We start from the raw sequence: 16,288 nt of genomic DNA, 5'->3' as shown, positions 1-16,288 counted from the left end.
CGGCGGACACACACGGACCCGCTCGACGCCACGCGAACCCCCTCCGGGGTACCGCGTCACCCCTCCTGCGAGACGACGTCGTCGCTTTCCGCACCCGCCGCGAGGATGAGGTCCTCGAGGGCGGGGGAGAAGTCGTCGACGAGTTCCCACAGGTCGGGGACGAGATCGGGACACGAGATCAGGCCGATGTCGAGCCTGCCGTCGAGGGAGAGCACCGTCACGTTGAGCGCGGCGCCGTGGAAGATCGGGCCGAAGGGGTACATCGCCGTCATGCGCGCACCCAGGAAGTACAGCGGGACGGGCGGTCCGGGCACGTTGGAGATCACGAGGTTGTGGATCACCGGGTGCCGGTCGGCGAGTCGGAGTCCGGCGTAGGCGCGCATCGCGGGGGCGAAGACCGCCGCGCCGAGGAACTGCGACCAGTCCTGCAGCAGGTTCGCGCCGAGATCGGCGTTGTGCTCCTTGGCCACCGCGTTCGCTTCCGCGAGGGTCCGCAGCCGCTCGGCGGGGTCGGCGATGTGGGTGTGGAGGTCGGCGAACATCGCCGAGACCTGGTTGCGTCCCGGGCGATCCGACCTGCCGTGGACCGAGACCGGGATCATCCCGATGAGCGGGGAGTCGGGCAGCTCGCCGCGCCGCTCCAGATATCGGCGCAGCGCACCGGAGCACACGGCCATCACCACGTCGTTGACGGTGACGCCGAAGACGTTCTTCACCAGTTTCACGTCGTCGAGGTTCAACTCGGCGAAGCCGACGTTGCGGTGTCCGGTGATGGTGGAGTTGAACGGGGTGCGCGGCGCCGTGAACGGCGCGGGCATGGCGTCGCCGCGGCGGGCGCGCGCGATCCACGAGGTCAGCGATGTGACCGCGCCGGGGAGGATTCGCAGCAGGTGGAGAGGCCGGCGGGCGACGTTGAGGGCTCCGGCGATCGCGATGGCGAGGTCGTTCGCGTCGCCGGCACCCCACTGGACCGGTTCGGGCCGGGGCTCGGCCGGGTCGAGGCTGCACAGCTGCGCGATGAGTGCGGCACCGGAGACCCCGTCCACCCCGGCGTGGTGCATCTTCGCGATGACCGCAATCCTGCCGTCGTCGAGGCCGCCGACGAACCACATCTCCCACAGCGGCCGCGAGCGATCCAGCGGTTGTGCGGCGATGTGGCCGCACAGGTCCGCGAGCTCGGTCCGGCCGCCCGGGGCGGGCACGCCGACGTGGTGGACGTGCCGGTCGAGGTCGAAGTCGTGGTCGTCGACCCAGACCGGATGGTCGAGGTTGAATCTGCTGTCGGCGAGCTTCATCCGGAACTGGGGTACGGCGGTGAGGCGTGCTTCGAGTTCGTTGCGCAGGCTCACGTAGTCGTAGCCACCCGGGACGGTGGACGGATCCAGCACGATCAGCCCGCAGATGTGGAGGTGCTGACTGGGGGTCTCGAGATAGAGGAAACCGGCATCGAGCCCGCTGAGACGCTGCATGAACCAAGAATAGAACAGGTTCTAGAAATCCGGTCGGATTGCGCCGGTTTTCACCGCTGGAGTCGCGCGACCCCCGCCGGAGGCAGACCCGCGGCATATGCGAGGACGTCGCAGAACGCCTCCACGTGCGGGGTCAGCATGTCGGACTGCGGAGTCCACGACGCGCGCAGTTCCAGTTGGTGGGCGCGTCCCGGGCCCGCGATGTCCCCGAACCGTACGGAGGTCGTCGCGGTCACCGTGCCGCCGAGCGCCGTGAGCGGTTCACCGTGCGCGGCGAGGGCGTCGACGAGCCAACTCCACGCGACCTCCGGCAGCAGCGAGTCCGCTGCCAGGCTCTCGTCGACGTCGGCCTGGATGTACGAGACGAGCCGGGTGGTCCCGTGCCATGCCTCGTCGCCGTCGGGGTCGTAGAGAAGGATGAGGCGGCCGAACGCGTCGCCCTCGGACTGCTCGGGCACCCGGTCCGTCTCGTCGTGCAGGACCTCGGCGCCCAGTGCGTAGCTGTAGGGGGCGAGCCGTTGCGGGGGTCGGATCGGCCCGACCTCGATCTCCGGGCGCACGGTGGCCGCGTTCATCGCATCGACTGCGGAACGGAAGCGGGCCGGCTCGGCGGGCGAGGTGGTCACCGAGCGGAGGTTAGTGCCGGTGACGCATCGCACGCGGGAGGCGCGCCGATTCCGGCGAACGGCACGGGCGTGGCAGCATGGGCAGCGGGTCCGGACCACACGTCCTGTGTGCGACCCGGCAGACGCTGCCCTGCGCGACGGCGCGCAGTGCCCGAAGAACGAGGATCGATGACCGGCTTGGAGAACACGAACGTCGGATCTGCGGTGCCCGCGGAGTACCCCGCGCGGAGGATCCTGCCCCATGCGCCCCTGCTGGCGGCCGCGCGCGGTGAGAAGCCGGCCCACCGGCCCGTGTGGTTCATGCGCCAGGCCGGCCGCTCCCTGCCCGAGTACCGGGAGATCCGGGCCGGCATCGGCATGCTCGAATCGTGCTTCGACCCCGAACTGGTCTGCGAGATCACGATGCAGCCGGTGCGGCGGCACAAGGTCGACGCCGCCATCCTCTTCTCCGACATCGTCGTCCCGCTCAAGGCCGCCGGGATCGACCTCGACATCGTCGCCGGCACGGGCCCGGTCGTCGCGAACCCCGTCCGCACCGCCGCCGACGTCACCGCGCTGCCGACCCTCGAGGCCGAAGAGGTCGGAGCGGTCGCCCGCGCGGTCGGTCTGCTGACCCGCGAACTCGGCGACACCCCGCTCATCGGGTTCGCGGGCGCGCCCTTCACCTTGGCCTCATATCTCGTCGAAGGCGGCCCGAGCCGCAACCACGAGCGCACCAAGGCGCTCATGCACGCCGACCCGAAGACCTGGCACGCCCTCCTCGGCAAGCTCACCGACGTCGCCATCGCCTTCCTGCGCGCGCAGATCGGTGCCGGTGTCGACGCCGTCCAGCTCTTCGACTCGTGGGCCGGTGCCCTCTCGCTCGCCGACTACCGCGAGTACGTCCTGCCGCACTCCGAACGTGTCTTCGCCGAGATCGCCGGTGCGGGCGTGCCGCGCATCCACTTCGGTGTCGGCACCGGTGAGCTCCTCGGCGCCATGGGTGAGGCGGGCGCCGACGTGGTCGGCGTCGACTGGCGCATCCCGCTCGACGTCGCCGCGACCCGCGTCGGCCCGGGCAAGGCCCTGCAGGGCAATCTCGACCCTGCGATCCTGTTCGCGGGCCGGGAGGTCGTCGAACGCGAGGTGCGCCGCATCGTCGCCGAGGCCGACCGCGCTCTCGAGGCCGGCGCCATCGGCCACATCTTCAATCTCGGTCACGGCGTCCTGCCCGACACCGATCCCGACGCCATCACCCGAGTGGTCGAGCTGGTGCATTCGCTGTGACCCCGCCGACGGTCGCGGTCGTCGGCGGTGGGATCAGCGGGCTCGTCGCCGCGTATCGGCTGCGTCGTTCGCTCGGCGCCGCCGCGCGCATCGTCGTGCTCGAGCGATCGTCGCGGCTCGGCGGCAAGCTCCGCACGGTCCCGCTTGCGGGCGACCCCGTCGACGTCGGTGCCGAGGCGTTCATCGCACGCCGACCCGAGGTGCTCGCGCTCGTCGAGGAACTCGGCCTGAGCGACCACGTCGTCCACCCCTCGGCCGCCCGTCCGCTCCTGTACGCCGATGCGCGACTGCATCCGCTGCCGACGGGCACGCTGATGGGCATCCCCGCCTCCGCGCACTCCGTCGAAGGGCTCGTCGACGACGAGACGCTGGCGCGCATCACCGCCGAGCCCACCGTGCCGTTCCACTGGGACCGGGACTCCGACGTCTCCGTCGCGGATCTCGTCCGATCACGCTTCGGTGAGCAGGTGGTGCGGCGCAGCGTCGACCCGCTGCTCGGCGGGGTGTACTCGGGGCTGTCCGACACCGCGGGTGTCCGTGCCACCGTCCCGACGCTCGCCGCGGCCCTCGACGCCGGCGCGACGAGCCTGAGCGACGCCGTCGCCCGCGCTCTGCCACCGAAGTCGGACGCCCCGGTCTTCGGGACGCTGCGCGAGGGCTACGGCGTGTTGATCGAAGCCCTCGTCCGCGGGGCCGACGCCGAGTTCCTGTACGGCACGGCCGCATCCGGACTGAAGCGCAGCGGTGGCCGGTGGTCGGTCGATCCGCTCGGCGAGGTCGACGGTGTGGTGCTCGCCGTGCCCGCCCCGGATGCCGCCCGGCTGCTGGTCGACAGCGTGCGAGCCGCCGCACAGTGCGCAGCGCAGATCCCGCTCGCCTCGTCGGTGGTGGTCGCGCTCGCGTTGCCTCACGACGCCGGCCTGCCGCAGAACTCCGGGATCCTCGTCGCGACCGGGGAGAAACTGTCGGCGAAGGCCTTCACGCTGTCGAGCCGCAAGTGGCCGCACCTCGCCGAACGACCCGTCGCGCTCGCCCGCGCGTCGTTCGGGCGGTTCGGTGACGACGCGCTCGTCGACGCGTCCGAGGCCGACCTGATCGCGCTGGCCCGCGCGGATCTCGCGACCGTGACCGGAGTCGACGCCGAACCGGTGGCCGCCTTCGTGCAGCGGTGGCACGGCGGGCTGCCGCAGTACCGCGAACACCACGGCGAGATCGTCGCCGCCTTCGAGGCCGAGATCGCAGGGATCGACGGACTCGAGGTCGCCGGCGCGATGCTGCACGGTGTGGGCGTACCCGCATGTGTCGCAACAGGCACGGCCGCGGCCGCACGCCTGGCTGCACGAATGGAAGGATGAACCTCATGGCACGTCTCGACTACGACAAGCTCAATTCCACCCTCCGCTACGCGATGTGGTCGGTCTTCCAGGTCCGGCCCGGCGTCCTCGGCGACGACCGCGCCGCGGCGATCGAGGACGCGAAGGCGTTCTTCGCCCGCTTCGACGACACCGACGTGATCGTCCGCGGCATCTACGACGTGGCCGGCACCCGCGCGGATGCCGACTTCATGATCTGGACCCACGCCGAGCACATCGAGGATCTGCAGAAGCTGTACGCCGACTTCCGGCGCACCACGATCCTCGGTCGCGCGAGCACCCCGGTCTGGTCGAACACCGCACTGCACCGGCCCGCGGAGTTCAACAAGAGCCACCTGCCCGCCTTCATCGCGGGGGAGGAGCCGGGCAACTACGTCTGCGTGTACCCCTTCGTGCGGTCCTACGAGTGGTACCTGCTGCCCGACGAACAGCGTCGCAAGATGCTCGCCGACCACGGCATGGCGGCCCGCGGCTACCCCGACGTCCGCGCCAACACCGTTCCGGCCTTCGCGCTCGGCGACTACGAGTGGATCCTCGCCTTCGAGGCGCCGGAGCTGCACCGCATCGTCGATCTCATGCGCGACCTGCGTGCCACCGACGCGCGCCTGCACGTGCGGGAGGAGACCCCCTTCTTCACCGGGCCGCGGGTCGACGTCGAAGCCCTCGTCGCGTCGCTGCCCTGACGTGACCTCGACGAGCGCGGTGCCACCGGAGGGAGACGGTCGTCTGTTCTCCCAGATGGCGCACTGGGGCATGTTCTCGGCGCAGGCGCGCGACGGCGAGGTCGTCGCCGTGCAGCCCTACGCCGGGGACCGCGACCCCTCACCGATCCTGGGGAACATCCCCGGATCGGTGCGGCACCGTGCTCGCATCGCCGGGCCGGCCGTCCGCCGCGGCTGGCTCGAGAACGGACCGGGACCGAGCACACGACGCGGCGACGACGAGTACGTCGCCGTCTCGTGGGACGAACTCACCGAGATCCTCGCGGGCGAACTGCAGCGCGTGAAGGACCGGCACGGCAACCGGGCGATCTTCGGCGGCTCCTACGGCTGGTCCGCCCCGGGCCGGTTCCACCACGCACAGAGCCAGGTGCACCGCTTCCTGAAGATGTTCGGCGGCTACACCCGCTCGGTGCACTCCTACTCGCTCGGCGCGACCGGCGTGATCATGCCGCACGTCGTGGGCACCCACTGGAAACTGTTCGCGCGCTCGACCTCCTGGGAGGTCATCGCCCGCGACACCGATCTGATGGTGTGCTTCGGCGGGATCCCGCTCAAGAACACCGCTGTCAACGACGGCGGCACGAGCGATCACCCCACCCGCGACGCCCTCGACCGGATGCGGGCCCGCGGCGGACGGATCGTCTCGTTCAGCCCGATCCGCAGCGACGTGCACGATGAGCACGAGTGGCTCGCGCCCCGGCCGGGCACCGACGTCGCGATCATGCTCGCCCTCGGCTACGTCCTGGCCACCGAAGGTCTGGCCGACCGCGAGTTCCTCGACCGCTACTGCACCGGTTACGACCGCTTCGAGGAATATCTGCTCGGCCGCACCGACGGCGTCCCCAAGACCCCCGAGTGGGCCGCCGGACTGTCGGGCATCCCGTCCGGCACCCTCGTCGACCTCGCGCGACGCATGTCCCGCGGCCGCACCCTGGTGTCGGTCACATGGTCGCTGCAACGCGTGCGGCACGGCGAGCAGGCGCCCTGGGCGGGCGTGACCCTCGCCGCGATGCTCGGTCAACTCGGCGTTCCCGGAGGCGGTTTCGGCCACGGCTACGGGTCGATGAACGAACCCGGTCTCGCGCCCGTCCCGTATCCGCTGCCCACCCTGTTCCAGGGCAACAACGACGTCGAGGACTTCATCCCCGTCGCCGCGATCTCCGACCTGCTGTTGCGGCCCGGGGAGCAGTTCGACTACGACGGCCGTCGCCTGACCTTCCCGGACATCCGGCTCGTGTACTGGGCGGGTGGCAATCCCTTCCACCACCACCAGGACATCGGCCGGCTCCGCCGGGCCCTGCAGCGACCCGACACGATCGTCGTCCACGACCCGTACTGGACGCCGATGGCCAAGCACGCCGACATCGTCGTGCCGTCGACCACGGCGCTCGAGCGCGACGACCTGACGTGCACGCGCAACGATCCGCTGCTCGTCGCGATGCAGGCCGCCGTCCCGCGCTTCGCCGACGCCCGCGACGACTACGACACCTTCACCGCTCTCGCCCACCGCCTCGGCTTCGGCGAGCAGTTCACCGAGGGCCGGACGTCCCGGCAGTGGCTCGAACACCTCTACGAGCAGTGGCGCGGTTTCGTCCTCGCCGACGACCGGCGCGTCGAGGACCCGCCGCCCTTCGACGACTTCTGGTACGGCGGACCGGTCCGGATGCGGACCGAGGACGATCTGACGCTGTTCGAGGATTTCCGGTCCGACCCCGAGGCGAACCCGCTGCGGACTCCCAGCGGACGGCTCGAGATCTTCTCCGCCGACATCGACTCGTTCGGCTACGACGACTGTGCCGGGCACCCCACCTGGTACGAACCCGTCGAATGGCTCGGCTCCTCGCGGGTCGAACGGTTCCCACTGCACCTGATCGCCAACCAGCCGGCCACGCGCCTGCACGGGCAGCTCGATCACGGCTCGGTGAGCCAGTCATCGAAGATCCGTGGCCGCGAACCGATCCGGATGCGTCCCGACGACGCGGCCGCGCGAGGTCTGGAGGCCGGCGACATCGTCCGCGTCTTCAACGATCGTGGTTCGTGCCTTGCCGGGGTCGTCCTCGACGACGGTCTGCTGCCGAACGTCGTCCAGCTCGCGACGGGAGCCTGGTACGACCCGCTGGATCCGTCCGATCCCGGATCGATGTGCGTGCACGGGAACGCGAACGTGCTCACTCCCGACGTCGGCACATCGTCGCTGGCCCACGGTTGCACCGGGCAGCACGTGCTCGTCGACGTCGAGCGGTTCGACGGCGAGCTACCGCCCATCCGGGCCTACGATCCGCCGGTCGTCCGGCAGCGCTGAGTCCTCGCGGCCGAGCACATACGGCCGGAGCGTCACAGACCGAGGGACGACTGGACCTCGCGCAGGGTGGCCGCGGAGGCGGCCAGACCCGCCTCCTCCTCCGGCGACAACGGCACCTCGAGCACGGTGTGCGCGCCGCGCGCGTCGACGACGGTGGGAAGCGAGAGGCAGACGTCCTGCAGGCCGTGCCGCCCGATCTGCAGCGTCGACACCGCAAGCACCCGGCGCTGGTTCCGCAGCACGGCCTCCACGATGCGGGCACTCGACAGTCCGATCGCGAGATTCGTGGCGCCCTTGCCGCGGATGATCTCGTAGGCGCTGCGCACGACCTCCTCGAAGAGTGCGGCGCGGGTCTCCGGACCGAAGACGGGTCGTCCGTCGACGGCGAAGGACTCCACCGGCACACCCCCGATCGCCGCACCCGACCACAGCGCGACCTCCGAATCGCCGTGCTCACCGACGACGAACACGTGGACGTTCTCGATCGCGACGTCGGCGCGGTGGGCGAGCAGATACCGCAGCCGGCCGGAATCGAGCACCGTGCCCGACCCGAAGATCCGGCCGTCCGAGATGCCGGTCGCCGCGATCGCGGCGCGGGTGACGATGTCGACCGGATTGCTGACGAAGACGATTATCGCCTCGGGGGAGACGGACAGCAGGCCGGGCGTCAGGTCCCGTGCCAGGGCGACGTTCGCCGCCGCGAGATCCAGACGCGACTGGCCGGGATGCTGTTTGGCCCCTGCGGTCACGACGATCAGATCGGAACCGGCGGTGACCGCGATGTCGTCGCTGCCCTCGATCCGGCACGACGGCGCGAACTGGGTGCCGTGGTTCAGGTCCAGGACCTCCGCGCGCACCTTCGCGGAATTCGTGTCGAACAGCGCGATGGCGTCTGCCGAACCCCTGAGCAGACACGCATACGCCACCGCGGTACCGACGCTCCCGGCGCCGACGACGGACAGCTTCGTGTGTCGCCGGATTCTCGTACCCGTCTCACCCATGCGAGAAATTGTGGCGTATACAGGCCGCTCGGTCGGTAACCTCGGGCCACATGATTTCGGTCCGCATCGGGACATTCCCTGCGTGCGGCCGGCCCGACGCGATGGCAGCGACTGCTCGAGGAGATCTACCCGAGCCGACCTGCCGCTGTCGCGTAGCCGTTAGCCTCGGGACATGGCCGAGACTCCCTTCGATGCCGTCCTGTTCGACTTCTCCGGCACCCTGTTCCGGCTCGAGGAGGACGAGAGCTGGCTCGCGGACGTCACCGACCACGAGGGCAGACCCTTCGACGTGCACCGGCAGGCCGAACTCATGCGGCGGCTGACGCAACCCGTCGGGCAGCCCGTCGAGATGGACGCCGACGAGCACCACGCGTGGACCAACCGCGACCGCGAACCGCGCTGGCACCGCGAGGCCTACCTGACGGTGCTGCGCAGGTCGGGCGTGGCCGATCCCGAGCAGGCACAGGCGCTCTACGAGAAGGTGACCGACCCCGACTGCTGGACCGTCTATCCCGACACCGTCCCCGTCATCGAGGCGCTCGCCGGAGACGGGATCGCCGTCGGCGTGGTGAGCAACATCGCCTTCGACCTGCGGCCGGCCTTCGCGCGGCTCGGTATCGACGACCTCGTGTCGGTGTTCGCGCTGTCCTTCGAGGTGGGCGCCGTCAAGCCCGAACCGGAGATCTTCCGCTACGCCGTCGACAGACTCGGTGTCGACCCGCGACGGACGCTGATGATCGGCGACAGCGAGAAGGCGGACGGTGCCGCCCGGTCGATCGGATGTGCGTTCGAACTCGTCGAACCGACACCGACCACCGAGCGGCACGACGCACTGTGGACCGCGCTGGCCGCGGCCGGGATCACTCCGACGGAACCAGGCGCAGGGAGATCGAGTTGATGCAGTACCGCTGGTCGGTGGGCGTCGGGTAACCCTCGCCCTCGAAGACATGCCCGAGATGGCTGTGGCACGTCGCGCACACCACCTCGATGCGCCGCATGCCCAGCGAGTTGTCCTCGCGCAGGATGACGGCGTCGGAGTCGGCGGGGTCGAAGAACGACGGCCACCCGCAGTGGGAGTGGAACTTCTCGGTGCTGCGGAACAGTTCGGCACCGCACGCGCGGCATTCGTAGATGCCCTCGGTCTCGGTGTCGGTGTACTCGCCGACGAAGGGGCGCTCGGTGCCGGCCTGACGCAACACGGCGAATTCGGCGGGAGTGAGCTTCGCGCGCCATTCCTCGTCGGTGTGGACGACCTTGGGTGCGGGTTCGGATCGAGGAGCAGACGTCATGATCTCCACGCTAACCGCGCTCGGCGCACGCGTCACGTCTGCACCGGCACGGACGGATCACGTCCGTGCCGGCTGCTTCTCCTCGAGCAGGTGCGACGGCTCGATGCCGTCCGCCAGGCGCCCTTCGCGCTTCGCGACGAGGTAGCGGTCGAGCAGGACGGCGAAGACGACGACGAGCAGCAGCGACCAGCCGAAGGTGGTCTTCATGTACTCCGCCGCGCGCCCGGCCTCCACCCACCGGCTCGACAGCCACGAGTCGTAGCTCAGGAAGCCGTAGACGGCGAGCCAGGCGGGCCAGTTCCGCATCACGGAGTTCGGCAGCAGCACCGTCATCAGCAGCGGGAACAGCATCATCGAGTAGTACATCTGGCCGAGGGATCCGAGCAGGAACGAAGCGGCGAGCAACACACCACCGGCGGTGCACACGAAGAACACCTCGTCGTGGCGGCAGTAGCGGTAGAGCAACCACACCGACACCGCGACCATCACCGCGAGCGCCGCCCGCAGACCGAAGATCAGCCAGGCCGGGAGCCCGTAGTACATGCCGTTGCCGACGATCGCGCTGTTGAAGTAGTCGCGGGACTCGAGCAGGTACGGCACGGTGTGTTCGACGAACTGCCACGCGTCGACCGACAGGGGCCACGCGATGATCGTCAGCGCGATCGGGACACCCGCGGCGGTGATGAAGACCTTCCACTGTCCGCGCACGAGCGGGAGCAACAGCAGGGGAGCGAGGATCGGTTTGACGGCGAAGGTCAGGCCGAGCGCAGCCCCCGCCCACAGATCACGTCGTTTGAGCAGCAGCGTCAGGAACGCGATCTCGCCGAGCAGGACGAGACCGTTGATGTTCGTGAAGACGAGCGTGTTCGTCACCGTCTCGGACGCGAACGCGGCGAAGACCAGCACCGGCGCGATCGGCGAATCGAGTCGCAGACCGAACATGCGCAGCAACAGGTAGAGCGCGACGAGGATCGCGATCGCATTGGCGAGGATGAACAACCACCGCGACCGCTCGGGGTCGATCACCGCGATCGGGGCGATCAACAACGTGCCGGAAGGCGGATAGAGGTAGTGGGGATCGACCCACTGGAACTCGGCGGTGTACACCGGCCGGCGGTTGAGGAAGGCCAGCGCCGCGTTGTAGACCGGGGTGAAGTCGTCCGTCCGGAACCCGTTGACCGCTTTGATCACGACCCGGTGCAGAACCGTCAGTACGGCAAGGGGCCACATCACAGCCTTGACCACCTCGGCGGTCGTGCGTGCGGTCCGGGGTTCGAGACTTCTGAGGAACACTACGGCACGGTACACCGCGGGCCTGCGGACCCGTGCACACGCCCTGACCCCGGTCGGGGAACGTCACGCGGGGCACAGGCTCCCGTTGGGCGGAAGTTCCCCGCCGGACAGATAGGCCTCCACCCGGGCCTGCACACAACCCGAGTGCAGGACCGCCGAGTAACCGGCACCCTGCCACGACAGCGACGCCCAGGCGATACCGCCTGCGGTGAGCACACCGGTCACCGATTCCACGCCGGCATTGCCCACGACGGGGTCCGCGGCCCCCGAGGAGACGAGCACGGGCACGTCGAGCGCCGCCGGCAGCGGCGGGGGAGGCAGGCTCGGCCACGCCGCACACGCCGTCAGGCCCGTTGCCAGGTCCGCGCCGTACAGCGGATACAGGGTGGACCAGCTCCGGGCGAGATCGCCCGCGTGGGTCGGGGTCGGCCACCGCTGTCCGTCGCTGCACCGGGCGACGAACTGACCGTCCGTCGAGAGCCTCTCCTCGGCCGCACCGACCAGTTCGATGAGCGGCATGACATCGCCGTCCCGCGCGGCTGCGAGGACGTCCGCCACCTCACGGACGCGGGCCTGCAGATCGGCGCGCGGCGTGCCGAGGACACCCGTCAGCGCCGTGAGGAACGAATTGGCCGAGACCGGCGCGAGATCACCCTCGGTGGCCTGCTCGTGCAGATCCTCGATCGCCGCGCGGGGATCGTCGCCCAGGGCGCAGTCGAGGGCGGTGCACTGCCGGGCGAAGGCATCGACGGCGGCCTCCGCGCCGCGGGCCTGCGACTCGGCCATGAGTTCGGCGTCGGCGGTGGCCGCGGCGGGGGAATCGAGGACGAGACGGCCGACCGCGCCCGGATAGGCGGCGGCGTAGGCGAGCGCGACCGTCGCACCGTTCCCCACCCCGAGGAGACCGATCCGGTCCACGCCCCATGCCTGGCGGAGGCGTTCGATGTCGTCGGCGGCGTGTGATGCGCCGAACATCAGCTGCTGCGGCTGCAGGTAGTCGGTGCACGAGACGGTCGCCTGACGGCCCAGATCGGCGACACGTTCGGGTGCATCGCCGGTGCGGCCGAATTGTCCGAGATCGCCGAGACCGCGACGATCCGCGGGAAAGATGCAGTCGATTGCGAGCGAGTTGCCGATTCCGCGCCGATCCACCGCGATGATCGGGCGCATCGTCAGTGCACCGGACATCGGGCCGGTCGCCATGCCGGTCAGTGCGCGCGTCGACGCGATGTCGGCGCCGGTCGTGAGAACCAGCGGCGCCACGTCGGTGGGGGTGTCGGGCAACCGTGCGCGCATGACTGCCAGCGGGAAGGTGCCCGCCACGTTGCCGGCCGCATCGATCGGGGCGACGACCTCCGCGCACTCGAGAACGAGACCCTGGGGACCGGGCGGTGCGTCGAACGAGGAGAGCGTCTCGTCCGTGCAGTTCCGCCATGCCGGTTCGGCCGACGGCACCGGAAGTTCGGGTACCTCGGTCTCGTCCTGCGGGGTCCTGTCGACGGCGATACCGGGATCGTCGCGCACCACGGCGACGTCGGGACGTATCGACGGTCCTGCTCCGCACGCGGTCGACGCCGCGGCAACCGTGATCAACATCGCGGCGATCACTCCCGATCTGCGCATGCGCACAGCCTGCCAGGTTCACCGGCGGGCGCGTGCAACCGGTGGTGGAGGGGCCGATCCGAAGTGTCCTCCCGGTGCATGACGTCGAGGTGAACGCCGTGTGAAGTAGGTCGCATTCCGGATTCGAGTGAGGATCCGAGCATGATGCGGTCGTACCCTGGGCTAATGCACGAACGTCTCGTCGACCGCAATCCGGTGGTGCCTGCAGACCAGTTGGTGGCGCAGATGGTGCCCCCCGCGATGTTCGACGAGGTGAGCTTCGAGTCGTACATTCCGGATCCGAACGAGCCGAGCCAAGCGGCCGCGGTGAAGACCGCGGCCGAGTTCGTCGGCAAGATCGGGAAGATCCGCGGCGGCAAGCGCGGCCTGTTCGGCCGCCGCTCCCAGCCGCAGGGCGCCGGTCTCTACCTCGACGGCGGCTTCGGCGTGGGCAAGACCCACCTGCTCGCCTCGATCTTCCACAGCGCACCCGCGCCCAAGGCCTTCGGCACGTTCGTCGAGCTCACCCACGTCGTCGGCGCCCTCGGGTTCAACAAGGCCGTCGAGGAGCTGTCGAACCACAGCGTGCTGTGCATCGACGAGTTCGAACTCGACGATCCGGGCGACACCATGCTCGTCTCGCGTCTGCTGACCGAACTGTCGGCCCGCGGCGTCTCGATCGTCGCGACCTCCAACACGCTCCCCGGCCAGTTGGGTGAGGGACGGTTCGCGGCACAGGACTTCCTGCGCGAGATCAAGAAGCTCGCGGCGATCTTCGAGACCATCCGCGTCGACGGCCCCGACTACCGTCACCGCGACCTGCCGCCCGCACCCGATCCGGTCGACTCGGCCGAGCTCTCCGAGCGCGCCGATGCGATCCCGGGTGCCACGCTCGACGACTTCGACGAGCTGTGCGCGCACCTGAGCACGCTGCACCCGTCGCGTTACGGCAAGCTCGTCGAGGGTGTCCCCGCTGTCTTCCTCGAGGGTGTGCACCCGGCGAAGGACCAGTCGGTGGCCCTGCGTCTGGTGGTCCTCGCCGACCGCATGTACGACGCGAGCATTCCCGTGACGGTCTCCGGCGCCAAGCTCGACGAGATCTTCACGCCCGAGATGCTCGCGGGCGGCTACCGCAAGAAGTACCTGCGCGCGACGTCCCGCCTGCTGGCGCTGTCCCGTTTCGAGGTCGCCGCGGGCTGATCGGACACCCGGCGCGCGCATGCCCGCCGGGTCGACCTTCACCGCATCATCGGCTCACCGGCCGGCATCCGTTCGGAGGGTGCGCTGCATGACGAAATCGTCGTGCGTCTGCGCGCCCACGACGAACGTGCGCGTGCCCACCACCTCGAAGCCCTGCTTCTCGTAGAAACGCCGGGCGCGGGTGTTCTTCTGGTTGACGCCGAGCCACAGGCCGGCACGCCCGAGCGTGTGGGCCCGCGCGACGATCGCATCCATGAGCGCCGCAGAGATTCCGGAACCGTGATGGCCCGGCATCACGTACAGCTTGCTGATCTCGATCGCCGGCCGCGCCGTGATCATCGCGTCGATCGCCGGATCCTCCGGAGCGGCGTCCACTGCCATCAGATATCCGACGATCTCCTCACCCGCGCGCGCCTCGAGAACGATGCGTTCGGGAGAGGACAGGTACTCGGCGAACTTCTCCGCGCTGAGGGTGCGCTCGATGAAGTCGGCGATGTCGTCCTCGGCGGCGTCCGGAGGGCAGGCGAGCGGGAAGGTCGCGGCGGCGACCTGAGCGATCGCCTCGGCATCCCAGATGCCCGCCTCGTCGACGGAGACCGCTTCTTCGAGTGGTGGCATGGACATGCACACCAGTGAAGCACTCGGACAGGACGATCCGGCAGATGCCTCGCGTGTCGATGCGAGACGGAGACACGAGCCCGGACGCGAGACGGAAAAGGGTCCGGATATGGCTGAACCCCAGCCTTGGATGGGGGGTCATGGCTGGGGTTCGACACCATCGGGGGGATGGCAACATCCACGCTACATGAGGGATCCCTCAGGTTCCAGCGACCGTGGTCACGGTTGCGTCACACGGTCCCGTGCATGCGACTTGCACGAAATGTCGGGGCGTTGTACCGTCGCGGCTATGAAGCGCGTACTCGTAGTTCACCGCCGTAGCGGGGTCTGATTCGGACCGACCCCTCGCTGCGGGTCGTTGAGCTACGCGTCGGTCCTTCCTTCTCGTGGAAGACCACTACGAACGATGAACGCCTTCACCTCCTTCTCGGATTTCGCCCCGATGTTCCCCTTCGGCACCCCTGATGCCGATCCGTTCTTCGCCCGCTACGGACGTGCCCTTCCTCGGGGATTGCGCGAGGAAGCCTCCGGCATGAGCTGGGTGGAGTTCGAATCCACCTACGGTGCGCAGCACGGCCCGGTCCGCCTCGGTGGCTGGACCGCGACGGTCCTGGGTGCGGGACGCAGCGCCTTCGAGGCAACGATCGCGATCGGCGACACGATCCATACGGCATCCGCCACGACCTGCGGACCGATCGCCGCGATGACCGCGATGCTGTACGACCTCGGGCTGAACATCGAGATCCTGTCGTTCCACCGCCACGACCTCGGTGAGTTGTCCGCGACCTTCCTGCTGTGCCGTTCCGGCGAGCGCACGGTCTGGGTGATGGGCACGGGCGAGACCGGCAGCGAGTCGTCGCTGCGGGCCATGATCGCGGGGATCAACAAGCTCGGCGCGTGACGCGCCGGTCCGGTGCGGGGGAGTGCCTCTGCATCGGACTGCCCGCTGTCGGATCCTCACCGGGTGACCGGGACGATCGGCCGGCCCTGCGAACGGATGAAGGCCCCCTCCGAAATTCGAAGGGGGCCTTCATCTTCTGTGCGCGATACTGGGATTGAACCAGTGACCTCTTCCGTGTCAGGGAAGCGCTCTCCCGCTGAGCTAATCGCGCCGGCATGGTGATCGCCGGAGTGGAGCGGATGACGGGATTCGAACCCGCGACCCTCACCTTGGCAAGGTGATGCGCTACCAGCTGCGCTACATCCGCGTGTGCACGTTGTTTCGGTGAACCGGCTCGACCCACGTGCTGGTCGAACCTGGTGCGCGATACTGGGATTGAACCAGTGACCTCTTCCGTGTCAGGGAAGCGCTCTCCCGCTGAGCTAATCGCGCGAGGTGGAGACGGGAATCGAACCCGTGTGCACGGCTTTGCAGGCCGTTGCCTCACCACTCGGCCACTCCACCGTAAAAGGTCGAGTCCAACCTCTCGAGCGGATGACGGGATTCGAACCCGCGACCCTCACCTTGGCAAGGTGATGCGCTACCAGCTGCGCTACATCCGCATTCGCACCGTTCGGCGTCTTGCT

Annotated in this window: 14 protein-coding genes and 5 tRNA genes; 7 read left to right on the top strand and 12 right to left on the bottom strand. The window is 69.3% G+C overall.

The features are described 5' to 3' along the window. Nucleotides 1-56: 56 nt before the first annotated feature. Complete coding sequence (locus ACWPOC_RS14110; protein ID WP_120282363.1) at nucleotides 57-1,469, bottom strand: WS/DGAT/MGAT family O-acyltransferase; 1,413 nt, start codon at nucleotides 1,467-1,469, stop codon at nucleotides 57-59. Nucleotides 1,470-1,519: 50 nt separating this feature from the next. Further along, nucleotides 1,520-2,095 (bottom strand): DUF3000 domain-containing protein, encoded by a 576-nt coding sequence (locus ACWPOC_RS14105; protein WP_026061620.1) that lies wholly within the window; start codon nucleotides 2,093-2,095, stop codon nucleotides 1,520-1,522. A 168-nt stretch (nucleotides 2,096-2,263) separates the two neighbouring features. On the opposite strand from ACWPOC_RS14105, the gene hemE reads away from it, so the two are divergent. Genes hemE through ACWPOC_RS14085 form a run of 4 tightly spaced genes read left to right on the top strand, consistent with a single transcriptional unit; the run spans nucleotide 2,264 to nucleotide 7,758 of the window. Then, on the top strand, nucleotides 2,264-3,361 hold the full coding sequence (gene hemE, locus ACWPOC_RS14100; RefSeq protein ID WP_039587069.1) for a uroporphyrinogen decarboxylase: 1,098 nt from the start codon (nucleotides 2,264-2,266) through the stop codon (nucleotides 3,359-3,361). Next, nucleotides 3,358-4,716, top strand: coding sequence for a protoporphyrinogen oxidase (locus ACWPOC_RS14095; RefSeq protein WP_120282365.1), 1,359 nt, complete (start codon nucleotides 3,358-3,360; stop codon nucleotides 4,714-4,716). Before hemE ends, ACWPOC_RS14095 begins: the two co-directional genes overlap by 4 nt. A gap of 5 nt (nucleotides 4,717-4,721) precedes the next feature. Further along, nucleotides 4,722-5,417, top strand: a complete 696-nt coding sequence (hemQ, locus tag ACWPOC_RS14090) for a hydrogen peroxide-dependent heme synthase (protein ID WP_060651217.1) — start codon at nucleotides 4,722-4,724, stop codon at nucleotides 5,415-5,417. 55 nt (nucleotides 5,418-5,472) lie between these two features. Beyond that, entirely contained in the window at nucleotides 5,473-7,758 is a 2,286-nt protein-coding gene (locus ACWPOC_RS14085; protein ID WP_455408908.1) for a molybdopterin-dependent oxidoreductase, read from the top strand. A 32-nt stretch (nucleotides 7,759-7,790) separates the two neighbouring features. On the opposite strand, the gene ACWPOC_RS14080 is transcribed toward ACWPOC_RS14085, so the two are convergent. After that, entirely contained in the window at nucleotides 7,791-8,759 is a 969-nt protein-coding gene (locus ACWPOC_RS14080) for an L-lactate dehydrogenase (RefSeq protein WP_455408866.1), read from the bottom strand. A 172-nt stretch (nucleotides 8,760-8,931) separates the two neighbouring features. On the opposite strand from ACWPOC_RS14080, the gene ACWPOC_RS14075 reads away from it, so the two are divergent. Continuing rightward, complete coding sequence (locus tag ACWPOC_RS14075; RefSeq protein ID WP_455408865.1) at nucleotides 8,932-9,657, top strand: HAD family hydrolase; 726 nt, start codon at nucleotides 8,932-8,934, stop codon at nucleotides 9,655-9,657. Here ACWPOC_RS14075 and msrB read toward each other — a convergent pair. The 3 genes from msrB to ACWPOC_RS14060 all read right to left on the bottom strand — a co-directional run bounded on the left by msrB (nucleotide 9,620) and on the right by ACWPOC_RS14060 (nucleotide 12,949). After that, nucleotides 9,620-10,048 (bottom strand): peptide-methionine (R)-S-oxide reductase MsrB, encoded by a 429-nt coding sequence (gene msrB, locus ACWPOC_RS14070; RefSeq protein ID WP_059381498.1) that lies wholly within the window; start codon nucleotides 10,046-10,048, stop codon nucleotides 9,620-9,622. The genes ACWPOC_RS14075 and msrB overlap by 38 nt on opposite strands. 57 nt (nucleotides 10,049-10,105) lie before the next feature. Beyond that, nucleotides 10,106-11,341, bottom strand: coding sequence for a glycosyltransferase family 87 protein (locus ACWPOC_RS14065; RefSeq protein WP_455408864.1), 1,236 nt, complete (start codon nucleotides 11,339-11,341; stop codon nucleotides 10,106-10,108). 63 nt (nucleotides 11,342-11,404) lie between these two features. After that, the gene (locus ACWPOC_RS14060) at nucleotides 11,405-12,949 is read right to left on the bottom strand and encodes an alpha/beta fold hydrolase (RefSeq protein ID WP_455408907.1); all 1,545 of its coding nucleotides are present in this window, start codon (nucleotides 12,947-12,949) and stop codon (nucleotides 11,405-11,407) included. Nucleotides 12,950-13,129: 180 nt separating this feature from the next. Here ACWPOC_RS14060 and zapE point away from each other — a divergent pair, with 180 nt between their 5' ends. Next, nucleotides 13,130-14,143 carry a cell division protein ZapE gene (gene zapE, locus ACWPOC_RS14055; protein WP_455408863.1) on the top strand — a complete coding sequence of 338 codons (1,014 nt, stop codon included), beginning with the start codon at nucleotides 13,130-13,132 and terminating at the stop codon, nucleotides 14,141-14,143. Nucleotides 14,144-14,197: 54 nt separating this feature from the next. Here the strand turns inward: zapE and ACWPOC_RS14050 are convergent, their stop codons facing one another. Then, on the bottom strand, nucleotides 14,198-14,767 hold the full coding sequence (locus ACWPOC_RS14050) for a GNAT family N-acetyltransferase (protein WP_455408862.1): 570 nt from the start codon (nucleotides 14,765-14,767) through the stop codon (nucleotides 14,198-14,200). A gap of 400 nt (nucleotides 14,768-15,167) precedes the next feature. On the opposite strand from ACWPOC_RS14050, the gene ACWPOC_RS14045 reads away from it, so the two are divergent. Beyond that, entirely contained in the window at nucleotides 15,168-15,662 is a 495-nt protein-coding gene (locus ACWPOC_RS14045) for a 2-isopropylmalate synthase (RefSeq protein WP_455408861.1), read from the top strand. Nucleotides 15,663-15,801: 139 nt separating this feature from the next. Here ACWPOC_RS14045 and ACWPOC_RS14040 read toward each other — a convergent pair. The 5 genes from ACWPOC_RS14040 to ACWPOC_RS14020 all read right to left on the bottom strand — a co-directional run bounded on the left by ACWPOC_RS14040 (nucleotide 15,802) and on the right by ACWPOC_RS14020 (nucleotide 16,264). Then, nucleotides 15,802-15,873: transfer RNA gene (locus tag ACWPOC_RS14040), tRNA-Val, on the bottom strand. Between the two features lie 20 nt (nucleotides 15,874-15,893). After that, nucleotides 15,894-15,969 (bottom strand) — tRNA-Gly (locus tag ACWPOC_RS14035). 50 nt (nucleotides 15,970-16,019) lie between these two features. Further along, a tRNA-Val gene (locus ACWPOC_RS14030) sits at nucleotides 16,020-16,094 on the bottom strand. 1 nt (nucleotide 16,095) lies between these two features. Beyond that, a tRNA-Cys gene (locus ACWPOC_RS14025) sits at nucleotides 16,096-16,166 on the bottom strand. A gap of 25 nt (nucleotides 16,167-16,191) precedes the next feature. Beyond that, nucleotides 16,192-16,264 (bottom strand) — tRNA-Gly (locus ACWPOC_RS14020). Nucleotides 16,265-16,288: the final 24 nt, after the last annotated feature.

The sequence above is a fragment of the Rhodococcus sp. 5G237 genome, assembly GCF_053764735.1.
The sequence above is the reverse complement of the archived record's forward strand: the minus strand, read 5'-3'. Positions and strand labels throughout refer to the sequence as shown.